The sequence below is a fragment of the Methanothermobacter sp. KEPCO 2 genome, assembly GCF_041228365.1.
GTDB lineage: Archaea > Methanobacteriota > Methanobacteria > Methanobacteriales > Methanothermobacteraceae > Methanothermobacter > Methanothermobacter marburgensis.
In genome coordinates, this window is record NZ_CP166185.1 from 869608 (window position 1) to 888470 (window position 18863).

Genomic DNA, 18863 nt, shown 5'->3' on the forward strand with positions numbered 1-18863 from the left:
TGTTGAAAATGGAAAAAAATCAAAATTATTTCTGCTGGCTGATTATCCTTGTGATGTAACCTGCTATCTTGTTCCTGAGGTGTTTTGTGCTGACTGTTGAGAACTCCTCCACAAGTTTCTTGTTTTTATCAAAATCAGATGTGAATTTACCTGGGTGAGTTTCTATCAGTTCTTTCGCGATTCTTTTTACAAAGGAAGTTCTTATGTTTCCCATTTCATTGCCTCCTTAACAGTTCTTTCTGTTCAGTTTTGCTTAGATCCATCAGAATCTTCATCAGCTGTATGAGCTTATCCTCATTGATACCATAGGCCCTGGCGATTCTCCGGGTCCTCTCTATGATCTCAAGCTCCCTCTCAGGGTCGAATATTTCCATTCCCAGGGCAACTTTGGCCTCAGCTATCTCACGTGCAAGGGATGTCCGTGAGGATATGAGGTCAAGGATCTCCCTGTCTATTCTATCTATTTCCCTTCTGGACCTTTTAAGGGTTTCCAGTGCTTTGGATTCGTCCATAAAACATTCCCCGAGCTTCAAAGCTTTAAGGGTCACCGGGATCAGTCAAGCACATGTGTACCCTGGTTATCCACTGATGTTACAGTAACATTGCCCTCAAGGTTCTCCCATGAATCAATGACCTTCCCTGCAGAATCCTCATCAGCCAGCGCCACAAATGCTGGTCCTGTGCCTGAAAGACCCGCTGAGAGGGCACCTGCCTCAAGGGCATCGAGGGCTATTCCCGGATCGAATCCCAGGGATGCACAATAGAGTATCCCGTTGAGTGTCAGTGCACTGTGCACCCTGCCCTCAAGGACCTCCCTGAAGGCCATGTCAACCCAGGGGGCCAGCAGTTTCATCCTCGGGACATCTGATTGTGCAGTCAGTGATTTTCTGTCCGGCATGTATATTAATACCTTTTGATTTTCCATTTCCCTCCTGCAGATTATACGCCTTGCCATGTTATCTGTCACGGTGAGGCCCCCATAGAATGATGCGCTTGCATCATCATAGGCCCCCGTAACCGTCACCCCTGCCCTGAGTGATGCGTCCACTGCCATGTTAAGCATCTCACGTCCATCCATGGGTTCCAGCTGAAATTCCTCTGATATGAGTTCAGAAACCGCCATCACGGTGGCATTGGATGCCGCGCTGCTGCTTGAAAGACCGCTCGCAACGGGTAAATCAGAGGCTGTGACCACCCTCACGCCAGTATCGGCGCCGTAATGCTCGAGGACCATCTCTGTGCATAGCTCTATGAGTGCTGTGTCCGCACCCTCAAGGGAGATGCACTCTATACCGGAATCTATGAGTTCTGCCTCTGCCCTGACACTGAGGCCTATCCCGAATGCCGAGCCCCTCCCTGTTGCAATGGCATTTATAACCGTGGCTGATCCAGGTGCTCTTACTGCTTTTCTCAACCTATCACTCCAAACAGTTCATATACCTAGATTATATAAAACTATTTATATAAGGGGTTGCAGTCTAATTAATACAAAAACAGGAAAGTTTAGGATGGGAGGTAACTCTGAAGGTCTGATATCATGGACAGAAACGGTAAGATAGTTGCTGGTTTAATTGTGGTTCTATCAATTGCAGGGCTGGTCATGTCAATTTCAGGGCTCATTGGAGGACCTGAGGGTACTGTGGCAATCATACCGGTTCACGGGGCCATAGCCTATGATTCAGCGGGGTTTTCTGATGCTGTAAGCCCTGATGACATAAAGAATCTTATCGAGGAGGCCAATAGTGATCCGTCAGTTAAGGCCATAGTCCTGGATATAAACAGTCCAGGAGGGACTCCAGTTGCGAGTGAGGAACTGATGGAAGCCATAAAAAAATCTGAAAAACCTGTTGTAAGCTGGATAAGCGATTCCGGAACCTCAGGGGCATACCTTGCAGCCTCGGCATCTGACAGGATAGTTGCAAGTCCATCTGCATGGGTCGGGAGCATAGGTGTCATACTTGACCTCACAGATCTCTCTGAGATGTACAGACAGATGGGTATAAACAAGTATGCAATAAAGGCCGGGGAGTACAAGGATATGGGTGCGGATTACCGTATGATAACCGATGAGGAGAGGCAGATGCTCCAGTCAATGGTGAATGAGGAGTATGACTACTTCATAAGGACCGTTGCTGCCAACAGAAACCTCAGCGTATCATATGTACGTGGCCTTGCAGAGGGAAGGATATTCACCGGAAGACAGGCCCTGAAGAACCGGCTTGTGGATTATACCGGTGGAAGGGACTATGCTGTTGATGTGGCGGCTAAACTTGCAGGTTTAAAGAACTATGACACCGTAACCCTTGAGCCGCCAGGTGGATTCGTGAAGATCCTCTCAAGCATGTTCTCAAAGCTTGGATCTGCAGGTTCAGGAAATACAACAGAACACCTCAAGATCTAAAAAATAAAAGGACAGTATCCATGGAACCTTAAGTTCAGCAATACAACAAAACAGCAAAAGATCTAAGAAAAGAATAAAAGGATAAGTATTTATCCTAAAAGGATTGAAGAATTATATATCATTCTCACGGAGGTTAGGAAATGGTTGTTAAGATAGAGGTTTTCACATCCCCAACCTGTCCCTACTGTCCAATGGCGATTGAGGTTGTTGATGAGGCCAAGAAGGAATTCGGGGACAAAATAGATGTTGAAAAAATTGACATAATGGTTGACCGGGAGAAGGCAATCGACTATGGTCTCATGGCAGTCCCTGCAATAGCGATAAACGGCGTTGTGAGGTTTGTTGGGGCCCCTGGCAGGGAGGAACTCTTCGAAGCCATAAGCGACGAAATAGAATAGATTAATTTTTCTTCATTAAATTTTAAAGGATTTTTCTGATGAAGGATGAGAGGGTATTCGGGATCACCACGGGGACAGCTGCCACTGCAGCGGCCCTCGCATCACTTCTATGTTTAAGGGGTCGTGTGGTTAAAAGAGTAAATGTTGAAACCCCCTCAGGAAAAATCGATGTGGACGTTGATTCTGTTGAAAGGATCTCCCAGGACACGGCAAGGGCCAGTGTAATAAAGAGGCCCTACGGAGACCCTGATGTCACAGTGAACCTCAGCATCATGGCAGAGGTTCAGATCACAGGAACATCTGGAGTCGTGATCAGGGGAGGTGAGGGTGTCGGTACCGTGACAAAACCGGGTCTCCAGGTCCCCCCTGGTGAGGCTGCAATAAACCCCGTCCCCAGGAGGATGATAGAGGATAATCTCCAGAAATACCTGAAAGAGGGGGAGGGTGCGGTTGTCACGGTTTCGGTTCCCGAGGGGGAGAAAATCGCATCAAAAACCATGAACCCCCGCCTCGGGATTGAGGGGGGTATCTCCATCCTGGGGACAAGTGGCATTGCAAGACCCATGTCCTCCTCAGCCTACAGGAGATCCCTTGCATGTCAGATTGACATTGCAGTCGCCCGTGGGTTCAGGGAACTCGTATTCGTCCCAGGTAACATAGGGGAAAGGTTTGCTAGGGAGTACTTCAACCGGATTGAGGAGGAGCGGATAATACAGATGGCCAACTTCCCGGGTTACATGCTGGGGGAGGCTGCCAAAAAGGGTGTGAAAAGGATCATACTGATGGGCCATGCAGGTAAACTCATAAAGCTCTCTGCAGGGATATTCCAGACAAAGAACTCCATTGCAGATGCCCGTCGTGAGATAATGACAGCACATGCCGCCCTCAGCGGTGCAGCGCCAGAGGTTACAGAAAGGATCTTCAACCTTGCAACCGTTGAGGAGATGATCGGTGAACTCGAAAGGGTGGGATTGAGGGAGGATGTATTCAACAGCATCAGCAAATCAATAAGGGAGAGGTGTTCTGAAAGGTTCCCATTTGAAACCGACGTTTTGATCTTCAGCCTGGATGGTAGAATACTCAACTCCAGCTTTAAAACCACACCTGCCCACAGATTCAGGGACGGCGATCATAATCGTTAGATACCTTCAATAATAGTGATTAGATGTAGACTTTTATCAACTGATGGTAGTGGTTCGCATGAAAGGATTTACCCACACAGATGGAAAATCTGTACGTATGGTTGATGTGGGCTCGAAGGCGGTTGTCAGAAGGACGGCGACCGCTGAAGGTCACATATCCCTCACTGAGGATACCCTGAAATTGATCAATGAAAAAAGGATTGAGAAGGGGAACGTTCTTGCAACGGCCCAGATAGCAGCCATAGCTGCGGTTAAACGGACCTGGGACCTCATACCCCTCTGTCACCAGCTCCCTGTAACAGGGGTTGACGTTGAATTCGATGTTACGGCTGACGGGATCACCGCCAGGGTAACTGTAAGGTGCGATGGAAAAACAGGTGTTGAAATGGAGGCCCTCACAGGGGTTTCTGTGGCCCTCCTTACAATCTGGGACATGGTCAAAAGTGTAGAGAAGGACGAGCATGGCCAGTACCCTGAAACCAAAATCAGTAATATCAGGGTCCTTAAAAAGGAGAAGGTAGAACTGGAAGAAGTGGTTGAATGAAATTTCTGAACCCTGAGGAGAAGGTAGAACTGGAAGAAGTGGTTGAATGAAATTTCTGATGCCCGAAATAAGAAAGATCATCACCGACTGCTACCCATATATAAAATCCCTGAACCCAGCCCAGATGAGTGCTGTTGAGGCCGGTTACCTGGAATCAGATGAAAATTTCATCATAGCCATACCAACGGCCAGTGGAAAGACCCTCCTGGGAGTTCTGGCTGCCATTCAAGCCATAATGGACGGTGGGCGGGTTATCTACACCGTACCACTCATATCAATACAGAACGAAAAGGTAAAGGAGTTCAGGGAGCTTGAAAAGCACGGTATAAGTGTGGGTAAGGATCCCCGAACCTCTGACCTGGCGGTGATGGTCTTCGAATCCTTTGATAGCCTCACCCGATTCTCATGGAACACCCTGAGGGAGATTGACCTTCTCATAGTGGACGAGTTCCATATGATCGGGGAGTACAGCAGGGGCCCTGTAATAGAATCCGCCATCACAAGGGCCAGAAAACTGAATCCAACGATGCGCATTGTGGCCCTCTCAGCAACCCTCTCAAATATGGATGAAATAGGGGAGTGGCTAGGTGCCAGAATCGTTGAACACGACTACAGGCCGGTACCCCTCCACCGGGAGGTGCTTGACACCGAGATGTTCGGGGCCCGGGACAAGAATCAGGTTGTCCTGAAGATCCTTGAAAGGTCCATCAGTGAGGACAGCCAGACCCTGGCATTCGTATCCACAAGGAGGTTCACAGAATCCCTTGCATCCTACCTTGCAGATAGGATCAAAAAGAAGATCCCGGGGGACCTGCTGGAGAGATTCGATGAGGTGGCAGAGAGGATACTTGATGTGCCGAGGTCCAGCGGCTCACCCCCAACATCCACCTGCCTGAAACTTGCAGACTGCATCAGGGCTGGTGTTGCATTCCACCATGCGGGCCTCTTCAACAGGCAGAGAGAAATAATAGAGGACGAATTCAGGAGGGGAAACATCCTCATGATCACAGCAACCCCCAGCCTCATGTACGGGGTGAACCTCCCCTCAAGGACCGTTGTGATAAGGGACTACACTAGGTGGACAGGGCAGGGCCCCCAGAGGATCCCTGTATTTGATTATGAGCAGATGTCAGGGAGGGCCGGGAGACCACTCTATGATGATATCGGCTACTCCTACCTCATAGCAAAGAGCCATGACGAGGCCATGGAACTCGAGGAGTACTATGTGAATGGTGAGGTGGAGAGGACCAACTCGAGGCTCATGGAGAACCGGGATGCCCTCTACAGGCAGATAATCGCACAGGTCGCCTCAGGACTTGCATCCACAACTGAAGATCTTCTTGAATTCTTCAGGGAAAGCTTCTACGGCTATCAGATGAGTGAGGGTCCATTCAGCAATGCATTCGGCCTGGACAGTATTCAGTATGAAATAGAAACCGCCACAGAGTTTTTAATGAAGAACAGGATCATATATCCTGGTCCCAGTGGCTTATCAGCGACAGAATTCGGGCTTTTGATTGCAAAATCCAGTTACTCTGTTGAAACAGCCATAAAACTCCACCAGTTCGCATCTGAGATGGATGAACTCGACATCTACCGCCTCATCTACGAGCTGGCAGGGACCCCCGACATTCCACTCATACCGTTCAAGGGGCGGAAGAGCCGTGACCCGGTACGTGAGAGGCTCATGGAACATGGAATATTTGTCATGGATGCAGGTAACAGCGAGGCAACAGCAGCAGCCCTCATTGAGTGGATAAATGAGAGGACGGAGTATGAGATTGAGAACGCCTTCAATGTCTATGCTGCATCAACAAGAAGGACCGCATACGAGGCATCAAGGCTCGTTAAGTTCTTCAAGAGGATCTGTGAAATCCAGGGTGTGTATGGTTACGCAGGGAAACTTGATGTTCTGGCTGCAAGACTCTACTATGGAGTCAGGGATGACATCATTCCACTGGTGGTTGGTGTAAGGGGCCTTGGACGTGTCAGGGCCCGTAAGATTGTTGAAACCTTTGGGGAGGACCTCAGACATGTGCGGAAGGATGAACTCAAACGTATCGATGGTATCGGGGAAAAACTCGCCGATGCCATTAGAGGATATGCTGAGAGATCCTGCCAGTCTTAAAACCATTTTAAGGGAGTGTGCAGCGTCCATCAGCATATTTGACATCATGAGGATCCGTGAATTCATTGAGAGGGAATGTGCCCACGTTCCCAGAGGGTACAGGGAGGCCTATATAAAAACCTATACTGGAATTGCTGTTGAAGCTGTTCTTGCTCTTAAGGGTGGTGTGGGGGATATCACTGCAGATAGAAAAAGCCTTCTGAGGACACTGAAAAGACTATATGATACCTCCAGCCCCCTTATTGTGGTTTTAACCGTTATTTACAGGAATTTTATCCTTTCAGAACCCCTCCACCCTGTGGGGACTCCTTTTCCCGGTGGTTACTCAGTTACAGAGGAACATGGGACATACTACTGCCCTGTGAAGGATAAGCAGAAGGATAATCCATCAGCGCTGTGTGATATCTGCATTGCAGAGCAGACCCCATGACTCAGGAGATGACTTCTGATGGTGAGAAGCTGTGAAACCCTAAAGGAGGGCCCCAATGATCCAGGCGGATGAGATTCCAGAGAAACTGACAAAAATGGAGCTCCTTGAGATGGTTAAAAAGGAGGCCTCTTCGGTACATATAAAGGATGTGATGGACGCATCGGTTTACCTGAGGGAGGATGCCAAATACATGCCACCAAGGGAGCAGAAGGAGTTCATTGAAAGGTTCACCAGGGCCTTCTTCAACAGGATAAGGGATATAAAGAATGATAAAAACATCTACCCTGGAGAGGTTGACACTGAAAAACTGGCTGAATTCATAGGGTTCCTTGATGAACAGTTAAGGCGTGCCAGGTCACGGCCTGAAAGGTGTTTCCAGAGGATCGCCCGTATAATAACCATCTACGTAACCTTTGTGAGGGAGGAGCCAGTCCACCCCGTTGGAACCCGCTTCCCCGGAGGCTTGAGGGTTAGAAGGGTGGGTGATGTCTTCTACTGCCCTGTGAAGGACAGGCAGATCAGCACCCCCACCGCCCTCTGCCGTTTCTGTGTGAGCAGGCAGGACCCTGATGTTCCAGGCGGTCATTCATAGAGAAGAAGACCGATGCCATCAATGACCAGTGAAAGACCAATCAGCCAGGCAAGGAAAACAGGGTTTCTTACGAATACTCCCAGAATGATGTAAAGGACTCCCAGAACCACCACTGATAGACCTGCAACCATTCCTGCTCTGTGTTCCCTGGAGAATAAACTTGCAACACCTGCGATTATGAGGATTATACCTGTGAGGTATATCCAGAATGCCGCAAGGAAACTGAATAGTGTCACGTTACCTGCAAGGGCAGCTGCAAGTATCACACCAAGTATTCCCAGCACAACATAAAGCACACCTGCCCCCTTGCTAACCTTCCATGCGTTCACGCCAAGAAGGAACAGCCAGAGCGCCAGAAAGAGAACCGCAACACCTGTGAGGACACTCAGTGTGAATATTGAAAACACCGGAAAGATTATCACAAGAATACCCAGAATCAGTGTTAAAAGACCTGGAAGTTTTGTCTCAGCCACAATTTCACCCCCTTTAAATTTTTTTATTCTAAACATATATGAATTTAATATACCTGTTTGTATTCAGATATAAATTTCAATATAAATTCGCCAAAAAAGGATTTGGTGGAGGTTCATCCCCCTCCATCACAGACCTCTGAACCCATATCAATGTCTTCAAAGTCCTCTTTCATCCTCTTAAGCTTTTCAACGGTATCAGTTTTTCTTCCTTTTCCAGATCCCCTCTTAAGCTGGGATCTGTCGATTAACTCCAGGTAATTCGCGTTGTACCATAAATCAGAATCTTCAAGGCGGACCCAACCATCACCATCTTCAACCTTGATGGCTGAGATCTCACCCGTCGTTCCGGTACCTGTGTAACGGACAGCCATACCAACCGTCAGTACATTCCCGTTTAAGTCCTTAACCTCCATTGTATCCACCATCATTCAGGGGAAACTTCATTTGACTCATCTTCAGGAGCCTCTTCCGCCTCATCAGCGGCTATTTTAAGTACCACATAGTCTCCAACCCTGCTCACGTTGTCCATGCCAACAATGAATGTCCTCTGTTTAAGGGACAGCTCCCCCTTGGATATTGTAATGGAATTCACAACACCCTTTTCAGGGTCCAGTTCAAGGTCAGAGACCTTCCCTATCTCCATCGCATTCTTATCCAGCACCTTACGACCCAGGAACTCCGTTACCTTCATTTTAACACCACTAAAATCTATGTACCTCATGGTATAAAAAATGATTTATTCATAGCACTCCAATATAATAGCATGGCTGCCGTGAAGATATTCCGGGTTCTTGGAATACCCGTTGAACTCGACATCTCATTCCTCATTCTGATGGTATTCATATACCTCCTCACCTACCTGGGTTTCCTATCACTCAACCTTGCTGTGCTCATAACCCTCGTCTTCGTGGTGGTGGTGATACATGAACTGGCCCACTCCTATGTCGCCCTCAGGTTCGGTGTGAAGATAAGGAGCATACTTCTCCTTCCCATAGGTGGGGTTTCAAGGATGGAGGAGATACCAAAGGTGCCAAGGCAGGAGTTCCTCATATCCATCGCCGGGCCCCTCACCAACATCATAATGGCCATGTTAACAGCGGTACCCCTCCTCCTGAACCTCACTGGACCCATCAGGCCATTCCTTGGAGATTTTCTGGTCGTGAATCTGGTCCTGGCACTCTTCAATCTTATACCCGCCTTTCCAATGGATGGTGGGAGGATACTGAGGGCCATACTCGCTGAACGTGTGAGTTACCTGAGGGCAACCAGAATAGCGGCGAACCTTGGTAAGACCATCGCCGCAATGATGGCTGTCACCGGCCTCTTCTATAACCTCTTCCTGATACTGATAGGACTCTTTATCTACATAGGTGCGGAGCAGGAGTACCAGTCAACCCTAATATCCTCGCTTCTTGAGGGCGTGACGGTGGGGGACGTGATGACCCCGGATCCTGTAACACTCAGACCCGATATGACGGTGGGGGAGGCCCTTGATGTCATGTTCAGAAAGAAGCACATGGGTTACCCTGTAACCACCGGGAATGAACTTGCAGGAATAGTGACATTCCATGACATATCAGAGGCTGCCAGAGATGTGATGGTGGGAGATGTGATGACCACGGAGGTTGTGACTGCCACAGAGGACGAGGAACTCACCTCCGTCCTTGAAAAAATGAACCGCCACCAGCTTGGAAGGCTCCCTGTGATGGGTGACGGTAAACTGAAGGGTATAATTTCAAGGACAGATATAATAAGGACGCTGAATCTTATGAGAAAGGGAATTGAATGAAAAATGCATATTAAGGACGCTGAATCGAATGAAAACATATCTACAGTGAACCTTTACGGTGAAGATAATGAGGGAAGCTTGTCGCCGGATAATCGATGATATAATATCAGGTGAAATAAAAACAAGGAAGGACCTTGAAAGGGCTAAACACAGGGTTTGCCGTGACTTTGGACTTGAAAAATTCATGAGTAACTCAGAAATCCTTGAACATGCTACTCCAGAAGAAAAGAAATTGATCGAAAATCTCCTGAGGAAAAAACCCACCAGGACAATATCAGGTGTTGCCGTTGTGGCAGTCATGTGTCACCCACATGAATGCCCCCACGGAAGGTGCCTGTACTGCCCTGAAAGTGAAAAGGCACCCCCCAGCTACACAGGAGAGGAACCAGCCGCCCTGAGGGCCAGAATGTACGATTTCCACCCCTACAGGCAGGTCTACAATCGCCTTGAGCAGCTCCACAGCATAGGCCACCCTGTTGACAAGGTGGAACTCATAGTCATGGGGGGCACCTTCCCGTCCCACAGCCTCTGCTACCAGGAATGGTTCATATCCAGTTGCCTTGAGGCCATGGTGGACTTTGGAGCTAGACTGAGTGGTGTCAAGGTGGATATGCCCAATCACCACGGTTATGTGAAGGTGGATGACGCCCAGCGGTTCAACGAGACATCGCCGGTTCGTTGCGTTGGGATGACATTTGAGACAAGGCCAGACTACTGCCGGGAGGAGGACGTTGACAGAATGCTCAACCTTGGGGTTACAAGGGTTGAGCTTGGTGTACAGACCATCTACAACTACATCTACCAGCGCATCAGGAGGGGCCACAGCATAGGGGACGTTATAGAGTCCAACAGGATACTTCGGGACTCGGGGATAAAGGTTGCGATGCACCTCATGCCCGGCCTCTTCTCAGACTTTGACCGGGACCTCCGGATATTCAGGAGGATATTCCAGGACCCATCCTTCAGACCTGACATGCTGAAGATATACCCCTGCCTTGTTACCAGGGGCAGCGAACTCTACAGCCTCTGGGAGAGGGGCCTCTATAAACCATACTCCACAGAGGAGGCCGTTGATCTAATCGTCGAGATAAAGAAGATGATGCCCCCCTGGGTGAGGACCATGAGGATACAGAGGGATATACCCTCCCAGCTTATAGTTGATGGTGTCAGAAAGTCCAACCTGGGTGAACTGGTCTACAGGCGCCTTGAGGAGGAGGGTGTCCGATGCAGGTGCATAAGGTGCCGTGAGGTTGGCCATATGAGCCGCAGGGGTGTGAGTGTCAATGAGGATGCAGTTACAGTGATGGTTGAGGAGTACGATGCCACAGGCGGCAGGGAGTTCTTCATCTCAGCCGAGGACCCTGAAAATGATGTCCTCATCGGATTCCTGAGGCTAAGGTTCCCATCAGAAAATGCCCACCGCCCTGAAATAGATGATAAGACCGCCCTTGTGAGGGAACTCCATGTCTACGGTTCAATGATACCCATAGGTGAGCGTCGCGATACCGTTGGACAGCACAGGGGCTACGGTGAGGAGCTACTAAGCCGTGCAGAGGCAATAGCATACGATGGGGGGATGGAGAAAATTATGGTCACAAGCGGGATAGGGGCCCGTGAATACTACAGCAAATTTGGCTACAGAAGGGAGGGCCCCTACATGTCAAAAGAACTCCAGGAGGGTTAAAATGAAGGTTGAAACAGCAGAGGAACTTGCATCACTCATAGACCATACAAACGTAAGGGCAGATGCAACGGTTGCTGATATCGAGAAACTTTGCAGGGAGGCCATTGAGTATGGGTTCAGGTGCGCGGTTGTCACCCCAACCAATGTCAGGCTGGCATCTGAACTCCTGAGGGACAGTGATGTCATGGTCTGCTCTGTTATAGGATTTCCGGCAGGTGTTAACACGCCGGCGGTTAAGGCCTTCGAGGCATCAGAGGCCGTGGATAACGGTGCAGAGGAGGTTGACATGGTAATGAACATAGGGGCACTGAAGTCAGGGCTGAGGGAACTTGTCTATGAGGATATAAGTGGAGTCGTTGATGCCGCAGGCGTCCCTGTCAAGGTTATACTGGAGACAGCCTACCTCACAGACGAGGAGAAGGTGGAGGCATGCCTCATAAGTAAGGATGCTGGTGCCGCATTTGTTAAAACATCTACAGCCTATGGTGGGCTTTCAGGTGCCACAGTGGAGGACGTGAAACTCATGCGTGAGACTGTGGGTGATGAGATGGGTGTTAAGGCAGCCGGCGGTATAAGGGATGCTGAAACAGCCCTTGCAATGATAGAGGCCGGTGCAGACAGGATTGGAACATCAACCGGGGTCCAGATCATGGAGGGGTGGAAGTAGGAGAAAAAGATCGTTTTTCGATCCCGAAAACATTCTCAGAAGGTGATCTGACATGAGGATAAGGATAACCGTAGAGGGGAAGGGTTACGCTGAGGCCGAATTTGATGAGAGAAACCCTGAATCTGCAGAGAGGATCTATGAGAGCCTTCCGCTTGAGGGCCGGGCTCTCCTGTGGATGGAGGAGGTCTACTTTGACATACCAGTCACCCTTGACTATGAGAACCCCTCTGATACCGCCGGTCCGGGGGACATATCCTACTGGCCGCCGGGGTACGCCCTCTGCATATTCTTCGGGTCAACACAGCCCTACTCCCCGGTGAATCATATAGGGAGGGTGACCAGAAACCTTGACCTTTTCTTCAGTGTTGATGAGGGCGACAGGATAATAATAGAAAGAATGGACTAACAAAAAATCAGCGGCCGGAAACGCTAAACGTCCTCTATTTCCCTGTAAAGCGTATCCCTGCTTGCTGGAATCCTTCCCAGGTCCCTCACAACCCTTATTATTTCTTCGGGTTCCGTTCTAACACCATGTGAGGCGCCCGCGGACCTTGATATGTTCTCCTCACCCAGTGTACCCCCAAGGTCGTTGGCCCCTGACATGAGGGCAACCTGTGCAAACTTAAAGCCCAGTTTAACCCATGAGGCCTGTATGTTCCTGATAAGGCCCCTGAACATCAGCCTTGAAACCGCGTAGACCTTGAGGTCATCTGCACCGGTTGCGCCTGCAGCCGCCTTTCCCTCACGGTATATGGGGGCCCTTGGATGCATGAATGGTAATGGGACAAACTCTGTGAATCCCCCTGTTCTCTCCTGAATCTGCCGCAGTATGTCCATGTGTTCAACCCTGTGCTCGGGTCCATCGATGTGACCGTACATCATGGTGCAGGTTGTTGGTATCCCAACCCTGTGTGCTGTCTCTATAACCTCAACCCACTCCCCGGTACTCAGCTTTGTAGGGCATATAACGGCCCTTATATCATCATTGAGTATCTCTGCCGCCGTACCGGGCATTGAACCAAGACCAGCCCTTTTAAGTATCTTGAGGGCCTCCTCAATGGATAGCTCCGCATTACGAGCACCATAGTAAACCTCCATTGGGGAGAATGAGTGGAGGTGCACATGGGGTAGCTCTGATTTTATGGTCCTCACAAGATCCTCATAGAAGTAGGTGTCAAGGCCCGGGTAGAGGCCTCCCTGTATGCAGAGTTCACGGGCACCGTTTTCCACGGCCTTGCGGGCAATTTCAAGGATCCTTTCAGTTTCAAGATAATATGCGTCCCCATCCAGATCATCCCTCTTAAAGGCACAGAACCCGCACTGTCCCGAGCATATATTGGTGAAGTTGATGTTCCAGTTCTCAATGTAGGTTACCCTGTCACCCGCCTCGGACTCCCTGACAGTGTCCGCGGCTATTAAAAGGGCCTGGAGGTCCCTTCCCTTCACATTCATTAAGTAGAGGGCCTCCTCATTGTTGATTGGCTCGTCCATTGCCTTTTCAAGTATTTTTTCTGTGCGGGTTTTGATGTCCATGGTGCCAAACATGCGATTTAGTATCTGGTTCTCCAAGTTTAAAATTTTTGGTTTTGGTGAAATCCATATCCATTTACCCCCATGGGCCCTATGTGGTCCATTAACCCGGCAGAACCAATAAATTTAAATATTAGAGATTACCAGCTTAATTTGGAGGTGAAATTATGGCTGAATTACCAATCGCACCAGTAGGTAGAATAATAAAAAATGCCGGTGCCCAGAGAATAAGTGATGATGCAAAAGAGGCTTTAGCAAAGGCCCTCGAAGACATGGGTGAGGAAATCTCACGCAAAGCCGTTGAACTTGCAAAACACGCCGGCAGAAAAACTGTTAAAGCCACAGACATTGAAATGGCCGCTAAACAGTTATAGGTAGACCCGATAATTCTACCTATTTATTTTTTCAGGGACCAGGTGCCCCCTACCAGATTTAAGCTGTTATGATTCTGTACTGGTTCATGTTTTTTCTTTATAAGCTCAGACTAACATAATAATAAGATGAGGTGATTTTTGATGTCAACAATGGATAACCTGAAGGAAGCATTTGCCGGGGAGTCACAGGCAAACAGAAAGTACCTTGCATTCGCAAGGAAGGCTGATGAGGAGGGTTACCACCAGGTTGCAAAGCTCTTCCGTGCCGCAGCAGCGGCAGAGACAGTCCACGCAATGAACCACCTTGAGGCCATGGAGGCCATCAACAGCACAGAGGAGAACCTAAGGGAGGCAATAGCCGGAGAAACCGCGGAATTCAAGGAGATGTACCCTGGATTCATAGAGGAAGCAGAAGCAGAGGGTGAAGAACAGGCGCGCTGGAGCTTTGACGTTGCAAATAAGGTTGAGAAGATCCACGCTGAACTCTACCAGAATGCCCTCGATAACCTTGGAAGGAACGTTGAGGTGGACTACTACGTCTGCAACTGGTGCGGTAACACCGTTGAGGGTGAGGCACCCGAAAGGTGCGCCATCTGCGGGGCCCCCAAGAAGGAGTTCAGAAAGATAGAATAATTTTCTATCACCTTACTTCTATTTTTCATCAATAACGCCCTTCTCTGTGAAGGTTATCCTGAATGTTGTACCCCCATCTGAAATCATCTCTGCAGTCCCGTCAATCTGGTCGGTGAGGTTCCTTACAAGCTGGAGGCCAAGGGATGGACTGCTCTCCCAGTCAAGATCCGGTGGAAATCCGACCCCATCATCACTAACCTCAATCAGAACGTGTTTATTGCTTCTTTTAACCGAAACAGACACAGTACCTTCACCATCAGGGAAGGCATGCTTCACAGCATTTGTTAAAAGTTCATTGACGATGAGGCCAACGGGTATGGCGGTCTCCACGTCAACTTTCAGTTCATCCACATCCATATTCAGCCTTATCCTGGAATCTGCAGAGTAACTTCTGAACACCTCAGATGCGAGTGTCCTTACGTATTCACCCATATCAATGTTCTTGAGATCCTCTGAACGGTAAAGCCTTTCATGGATCAGGGCCATGGACCTTGCCCTGTTTTCACTCTCCCTGAAGAGGTCCAGGGTCTCTTCATCCTTGGCCTTCCTTGACTGGAGGCTGAGGAGGCTTGAGATTATCATCATGTTGTTCTTGACCCGGTGGTGTATCTCCTTGAGGAGGAGTTCCTTCTCCTCGAGGGACTTTTCAAGCATCCTCTGTGTCCTCTTGAGGTCTGAGATGTCATGGAGGACCACCAGGGCACAGTCCCTCCCCTCCGCATGTACAAGCTTATTGTATATCCTTACGGTGTACTTCCTCCCAAGAGGGTCATTAAGGACAACCTCATAGGGTTCAATATTCCCCTCATCTTTGATTATTTCAAGCTTTGATCTGAATTTATCCTTCACATCAGCAGCGATGAATTCAACGTCATAGATGGACGTTCCTCGAAGTTCCTCAGGTGCCATTCCCAGTCTCTCTGAGAGGGTTGAATTAATATCCAGTATTACACCACCCTCCAGATCAAGGAGGATTATGTAGTCTGGTGAAAGATCAAATAGTGACCTGTATTTTTCCTCACTCTCCCTCAGTTTCCTTTCGTTCTCTATTCTATGGGTTATGTCCCTTGAAACCGATACAACCACATTTCTACCGCCAATTTCAATAAGGCGGGAGTTCACCTCAACCGGGATCCGGCGGCCGTCCTTTGATATGTAGGTTCTCTCAAACCTTGCGGCCCTACTTTCAAGGAGTGTCCTCATATTATCTGAGATCTCCTCCTCTGTGGGTCCAAGGTCCATGGGGGTCATGTTGAGGAGTTCATCCCTTGAGTAGCCCAGTTTCTCCACAGCGGTCCTGTTCACCTCAATGTAGTTACCTGGCAGACCATTATCCCTTAACTCAACGATGGTTATTATATCATCAACCCCATTGAAAACCGCCCTGAATTTCTTTTCACTTTCCTTCAATGCCTCTTCAGCCTTTTTTCTCTCTGAAATGTCCCTTATAACCGCTGTTACAAAGTTTTCCCCCAGGTAATGCCATCCTGTAATGGATATATCCACAGGAACCCTTTTTCCATCCTTTCTGAGTGCCTCTACATCTGTGATCATCAGAGAAATGTCACTATTTATATCCTGAAAGTTGTGCATGTCCCGGTTTTGCTCTGAGATTATTTTATTGATTTGTTTTCCCTTCATCTCATCTGCAGTGTACCCAAAGATCTTCTCAGCCCCGTGGTTCCATGAAACCACCCTTCCCCGCTCATCAGCGGTTATAATTGCATCCCTTGCTGTCTCCACTATTGTCCTGTATTTCTCCTCGGTCTCACGGACAACCTCCTCTGATTCTTCGATGGACTCTGCCAGGAGTACTGTCATGAGGTTAACAAAGAGCATCACTGAAACCCTCAGAAGGTCCTCATAGAAACCTGAAAGAGATGCCATGATGTTTGTTACAATAAGCACCGTGCCAAGTAATGCCGTTACAAGAAATGACTTTCTCTTAAACCAGAGGGCTGCAAGGACTATTGGTATGTAAAAGATATGTGCGAATACAACCTCAACCCTGAGAAAGATGTGGAAATAGACCGTTGCAGCAACACAGAGAGCTGTGAGTGATGCTACAATAGCCAGCCGGGTTCTTCTATCCCGGTAGTACTGTATCTTCTCAGTAGCAGTAAGAGTCCTATTAACCAATGCCCCCACCCTATCAATAAACCTTGTGTATCTATGTAAAACCATCAATCCCATGATGGTTTCACATTCAGTTATTATTTAAGTTATCAGATTCACTAAAAAGTTTTCCATGAATAGTATGTATGAAGTATTAGAAATACATTTATGGTATATAATAATTGAAAACTTTGTGCTGGAACTCCTGAAACCCCTGATTTTTAACCATTATCATGCCGATGGGGTTTCATTGGGCGTTTCAGGTTCATGGTGCCACCCCATGCCTGTAAGGAGGCTTTTATTCCAGAATCCCCAACCCAGAATGGAAAAGGTTATATATGACTACTTCCATACTTTAGAAGGAACATGGGCCGGTGGTCTAGGGGTATGATACCTCCCTGACACGGAGGTGATCACGAGTTCGAATCTCGTCCGGCCCACTATGCCGTGGTAGTTCAGTTGGGAGAACGCCAGACTGAAGATCTGGATGTCGCTGGTTCAAGTCCGGCCCACGGCACTTATAACCACCTCTTTATCCAGAAACTAATTATATAGTTATTTTTAAGGACATTAAAACATGAGACAAGTCTTAACCTATTTACTTGGTTTTAAAGACCTGCAAACACTCAAGTCAGTTAAGAAATAAAATAAAACCTTACTGGAGGCTATTACTCTTCTGATTCTGCTATAAGGTATGTTCCTGTGGCCCTCTTGATCCTCACACTCCTGAAGGATCCCACCTCGCCATCATGTGTGACAACAGGTATGTATGAGTCTGTTCTGCCTATGAAGCCGCCCTTCCTTCCCCTCTCAACTATGAGGATGTTCTGGGTGGTTCCAACAAGCCTCTTATTTTCCTCCTCTGTGATCCTCCCCTTGAGTTCCTCAACGGCCTTTGATCGCCTCCGCAGTTCCCTGAAGTCTATCTCATCAAGGGAGGATGAGAGGGCGCGTGGCCTGTGTCTGTACTTTGAGAGGTGTATGAAGCCGGGTCTCACCTCCTCAAGGAGCCTGCAGGTGTCAAGGAAGTCATCCTCGCCCTCAGTGGGGTAGCCAACGATTATATCGGTTGCAATGGAGATTTCAGGAATCCTTGACCTGAACCTGTCAACTATCATCCTGAAATCATCCACAGTGTGCCCCCTCCCCATATCCCTGAGTACACGGTCACTTCCACTCTGAACAGGGAGGTGGAGGAAACTGTACACCTTCTCTGATCTGAATGCCTCAACAAGACCATCAAGGTCCCTGAGGACACTCGCAGGGTGCATCATGCCAACACGCACCCTGAAATCACCGGGTATTTCAGTTATTTCCATTATGAGGTCAGAAAGTCTCTCACCTGTATCAGAACCGTATGCTGCAGTATCCTGTGCCGTAAGCTGGATCTCCCTGCACCCAGCCTCAATGGCCTCCCTGGCCTCCTGGACGATGATATCTGATGGGTAACTCTGTATACTCCCCCTTGCAAAGCGTGTGCAGCAGTAGCTGCAGCTTCCACTGCATCCCTCACATATCTGTATGATGTGTATCAGGGGGTTCGACCTCACCCTGGGGACCCCCACCTTCAAATCAGATGTGAAACCGGTTATCCGTTTAACATGACCCTGGTAGGTGGCACGCACAACCTCCGCCGTTCTCATGAGCTGGTGGGGTCCAAGCCATGAGGCATCACCTGATATGGATTCAAGTTTCTGTGGGTCTATTTCAACCATGCACCCGGCAACGATGAGGCCCTTATCAGGGTACATCTCCCTGATCCTCTTTATCCTGTTTATAACCTTGTGCTCAGTGGGATGCTTAACATAGCATGTGTTAAGAATTATCACATCCGCCTCATCAATCCCTGTAAGGAGAGCCCCTGCCTCACTCAGGACGCCCGCCATGATCTCTGAGTCTGCCTGGTTGAATGTGCATCCAAACGTCTCTATGTAAACCCTGATATTGTCCATTAGGAATCCCC

General features: G+C 48.6%; 22 protein-coding genes and 2 tRNA genes. 15 read left to right on the forward strand and 9 right to left on the reverse strand.

Going from position 1 to position 18863, the window contains the following annotated elements:
• Positions 1-25: 25 nt before the first annotated feature.
• The 3 genes from AB9H23_RS04565 to AB9H23_RS04575 are packed head-to-tail and all read right to left on the reverse strand — an operon-like array spanning position 26 to position 1414.
• On the reverse strand, positions 26-214 hold the full coding sequence (locus AB9H23_RS04565) for a 30S ribosomal protein S17e (protein ID WP_013296011.1): 189 nt from the start codon (positions 212-214) through the stop codon (positions 26-28).
• Between the two features lies 1 nt (position 215).
• Positions 216-512, reverse strand: coding sequence for a chorismate mutase (locus AB9H23_RS04570; protein WP_370004341.1), 297 nt, complete (start codon positions 510-512; stop codon positions 216-218).
• 41 nt (positions 513-553) lie between these two features.
• The gene (locus tag AB9H23_RS04575) at positions 554-1414 is read right to left on the reverse strand and encodes a shikimate kinase (protein ID WP_370004342.1); all 861 of its coding nucleotides are present in this window, start codon (positions 1412-1414) and stop codon (positions 554-556) included.
• Between the two features lie 123 nt (positions 1415-1537).
• On the opposite strand from AB9H23_RS04575, the gene sppA reads away from it, so the two are divergent.
• From sppA to AB9H23_RS04610, 7 genes are all read left to right on the forward strand, one after another.
• On the forward strand, positions 1538-2401 hold the full coding sequence (gene sppA, locus AB9H23_RS04580) for a signal peptide peptidase SppA (RefSeq protein WP_370004343.1): 864 nt from the start codon (positions 1538-1540) through the stop codon (positions 2399-2401).
• Between the two features lie 140 nt (positions 2402-2541).
• Positions 2542-2799 (forward strand): MJ0307 family thioredoxin, encoded by a 258-nt coding sequence (locus AB9H23_RS04585; RefSeq protein WP_013296015.1) that lies wholly within the window; start codon positions 2542-2544, stop codon positions 2797-2799.
• Between the two features lie 38 nt (positions 2800-2837).
• Entirely contained in the window at positions 2838-3941 is a 1104-nt protein-coding gene (gene cbiD / locus AB9H23_RS04590) for a cobalt-precorrin-5B (C(1))-methyltransferase CbiD (RefSeq protein ID WP_370004344.1), read from the forward strand.
• Positions 3942-3999: 58 nt separating this feature from the next.
• Complete coding sequence (moaC, locus tag AB9H23_RS04595) at positions 4000-4485, forward strand: cyclic pyranopterin monophosphate synthase MoaC (RefSeq protein ID WP_370004345.1); 486 nt, start codon at positions 4000-4002, stop codon at positions 4483-4485.
• A gap of 46 nt (positions 4486-4531) precedes the next feature.
• Positions 4532-6613, forward strand: a complete 2082-nt coding sequence (locus tag AB9H23_RS04600; protein WP_370004346.1) for a DEAD/DEAH box helicase — start codon at positions 4532-4534, stop codon at positions 6611-6613.
• Positions 6588-7043, forward strand: coding sequence for a DUF2115 domain-containing protein (locus AB9H23_RS04605; protein ID WP_370004347.1), 456 nt, complete (start codon positions 6588-6590; stop codon positions 7041-7043). Before AB9H23_RS04600 ends, AB9H23_RS04605 begins: the two co-directional genes overlap by 26 nt.
• Before the next feature lie 55 nt (positions 7044-7098).
• Positions 7099-7635, forward strand: coding sequence for a DUF2115 domain-containing protein (locus AB9H23_RS04610; RefSeq protein ID WP_370004348.1), 537 nt, complete (start codon positions 7099-7101; stop codon positions 7633-7635).
• Here the strand turns inward: AB9H23_RS04610 and AB9H23_RS04615 are convergent.
• The 3 genes from AB9H23_RS04615 to AB9H23_RS04625 form a co-directional block, all read right to left on the reverse strand.
• Positions 7626-8108, reverse strand: coding sequence for a DUF308 domain-containing protein (locus AB9H23_RS04615; RefSeq protein ID WP_321210873.1), 483 nt, complete (start codon positions 8106-8108; stop codon positions 7626-7628). The two genes, AB9H23_RS04610 and AB9H23_RS04615, sit on opposite strands and share 10 nt — an antisense overlap.
• Positions 8109-8221: 113 nt before the next feature.
• The gene (locus AB9H23_RS04620; protein WP_321210874.1) at positions 8222-8521 is read right to left on the reverse strand and encodes a DUF2098 domain-containing protein; all 300 of its coding nucleotides are present in this window, start codon (positions 8519-8521) and stop codon (positions 8222-8224) included.
• Positions 8522-8532: 11 nt separating this feature from the next.
• Positions 8533-8799, reverse strand: a complete 267-nt coding sequence (locus tag AB9H23_RS04625; protein WP_321210875.1) for a PRC-barrel domain-containing protein — start codon at positions 8797-8799, stop codon at positions 8533-8535.
• A gap of 72 nt (positions 8800-8871) precedes the next feature.
• Between AB9H23_RS04625 and AB9H23_RS04630 the strand changes: the two genes are divergently transcribed.
• The 4 genes from AB9H23_RS04630 (at position 8872) to AB9H23_RS04645 (ending at position 12654) form a co-directional block, all read left to right on the forward strand.
• Positions 8872-9897: a CBS domain-containing protein gene (locus AB9H23_RS04630; protein WP_321210876.1), complete on the forward strand. Its 1026-nt coding sequence runs from the start codon at positions 8872-8874 to the stop codon at positions 9895-9897.
• Positions 9898-9964: 67 nt separating this feature from the next.
• Positions 9965-11581 carry a tRNA uridine(34) 5-carboxymethylaminomethyl modification radical SAM/GNAT enzyme Elp3 gene (locus tag AB9H23_RS04635; protein ID WP_321212156.1) on the forward strand — a complete coding sequence of 539 codons (1617 nt, stop codon included), beginning with the start codon at positions 9965-9967 and terminating at the stop codon, positions 11579-11581.
• A gap of 1 nt (position 11582) precedes the next feature.
• Positions 11583-12248: a deoxyribose-phosphate aldolase gene (gene deoC, locus AB9H23_RS04640; protein WP_321210877.1), complete on the forward strand. Its 666-nt coding sequence runs from the start codon at positions 11583-11585 to the stop codon at positions 12246-12248.
• Positions 12249-12300: 52 nt separating this feature from the next.
• A complete protein-coding gene (locus AB9H23_RS04645; RefSeq protein WP_321210878.1) occupies positions 12301-12654 on the forward strand; it encodes a cyclophilin-like fold protein in 354 nt (117 codons plus the stop codon).
• 23 nt (positions 12655-12677) lie between these two features.
• Here AB9H23_RS04645 and cofH read toward each other — a convergent pair whose 3' ends face one another.
• A complete protein-coding gene (gene cofH, locus AB9H23_RS04650; RefSeq protein WP_321210879.1) occupies positions 12678-13793 on the reverse strand; it encodes a 5-amino-6-(D-ribitylamino)uracil--L-tyrosine 4-hydroxyphenyl transferase CofH in 1116 nt (371 codons plus the stop codon).
• Between the two features lie 152 nt (positions 13794-13945).
• Between cofH and hmtA1 the strand changes: the two genes are divergently transcribed.
• Positions 13946-14152 (forward strand): histone HmtA1, encoded by a 207-nt coding sequence (hmtA1, locus tag AB9H23_RS04655; RefSeq protein ID WP_013296030.1) that lies wholly within the window; start codon positions 13946-13948, stop codon positions 14150-14152.
• A gap of 141 nt (positions 14153-14293) precedes the next feature.
• Positions 14294-14785, forward strand: a complete 492-nt coding sequence (locus AB9H23_RS04660) for a rubrerythrin family protein (protein ID WP_321210880.1) — start codon at positions 14294-14296, stop codon at positions 14783-14785.
• 18 nt (positions 14786-14803) lie between these two features.
• Here AB9H23_RS04660 and AB9H23_RS04665 read toward each other — a convergent pair whose 3' ends face one another.
• Positions 14804-16924 carry a PAS domain S-box protein gene (locus tag AB9H23_RS04665; RefSeq protein ID WP_370004350.1) on the reverse strand — a complete coding sequence of 707 codons (2121 nt, stop codon included), beginning with the start codon at positions 16922-16924 and terminating at the stop codon, positions 14804-14806.
• A gap of 344 nt (positions 16925-17268) precedes the next feature.
• Between AB9H23_RS04665 and AB9H23_RS04670 the strand changes: the two genes are divergently transcribed.
• Positions 17269-17340 (forward strand) — tRNA-Val (locus tag AB9H23_RS04670).
• Between the two features lie 4 nt (positions 17341-17344).
• Positions 17345-17417 (forward strand) — tRNA-Phe (locus AB9H23_RS04675).
• 151 nt (positions 17418-17568) lie between these two features.
• Here the strand turns inward: AB9H23_RS04675 and AB9H23_RS04680 are convergent.
• Positions 17569-18852 (reverse strand): tRNA (N(6)-L-threonylcarbamoyladenosine(37)-C(2))-methylthiotransferase, encoded by a 1284-nt coding sequence (locus AB9H23_RS04680; protein WP_321210884.1) that lies wholly within the window; start codon positions 18850-18852, stop codon positions 17569-17571.
• Positions 18853-18863 lie beyond the last annotated feature (11 nt).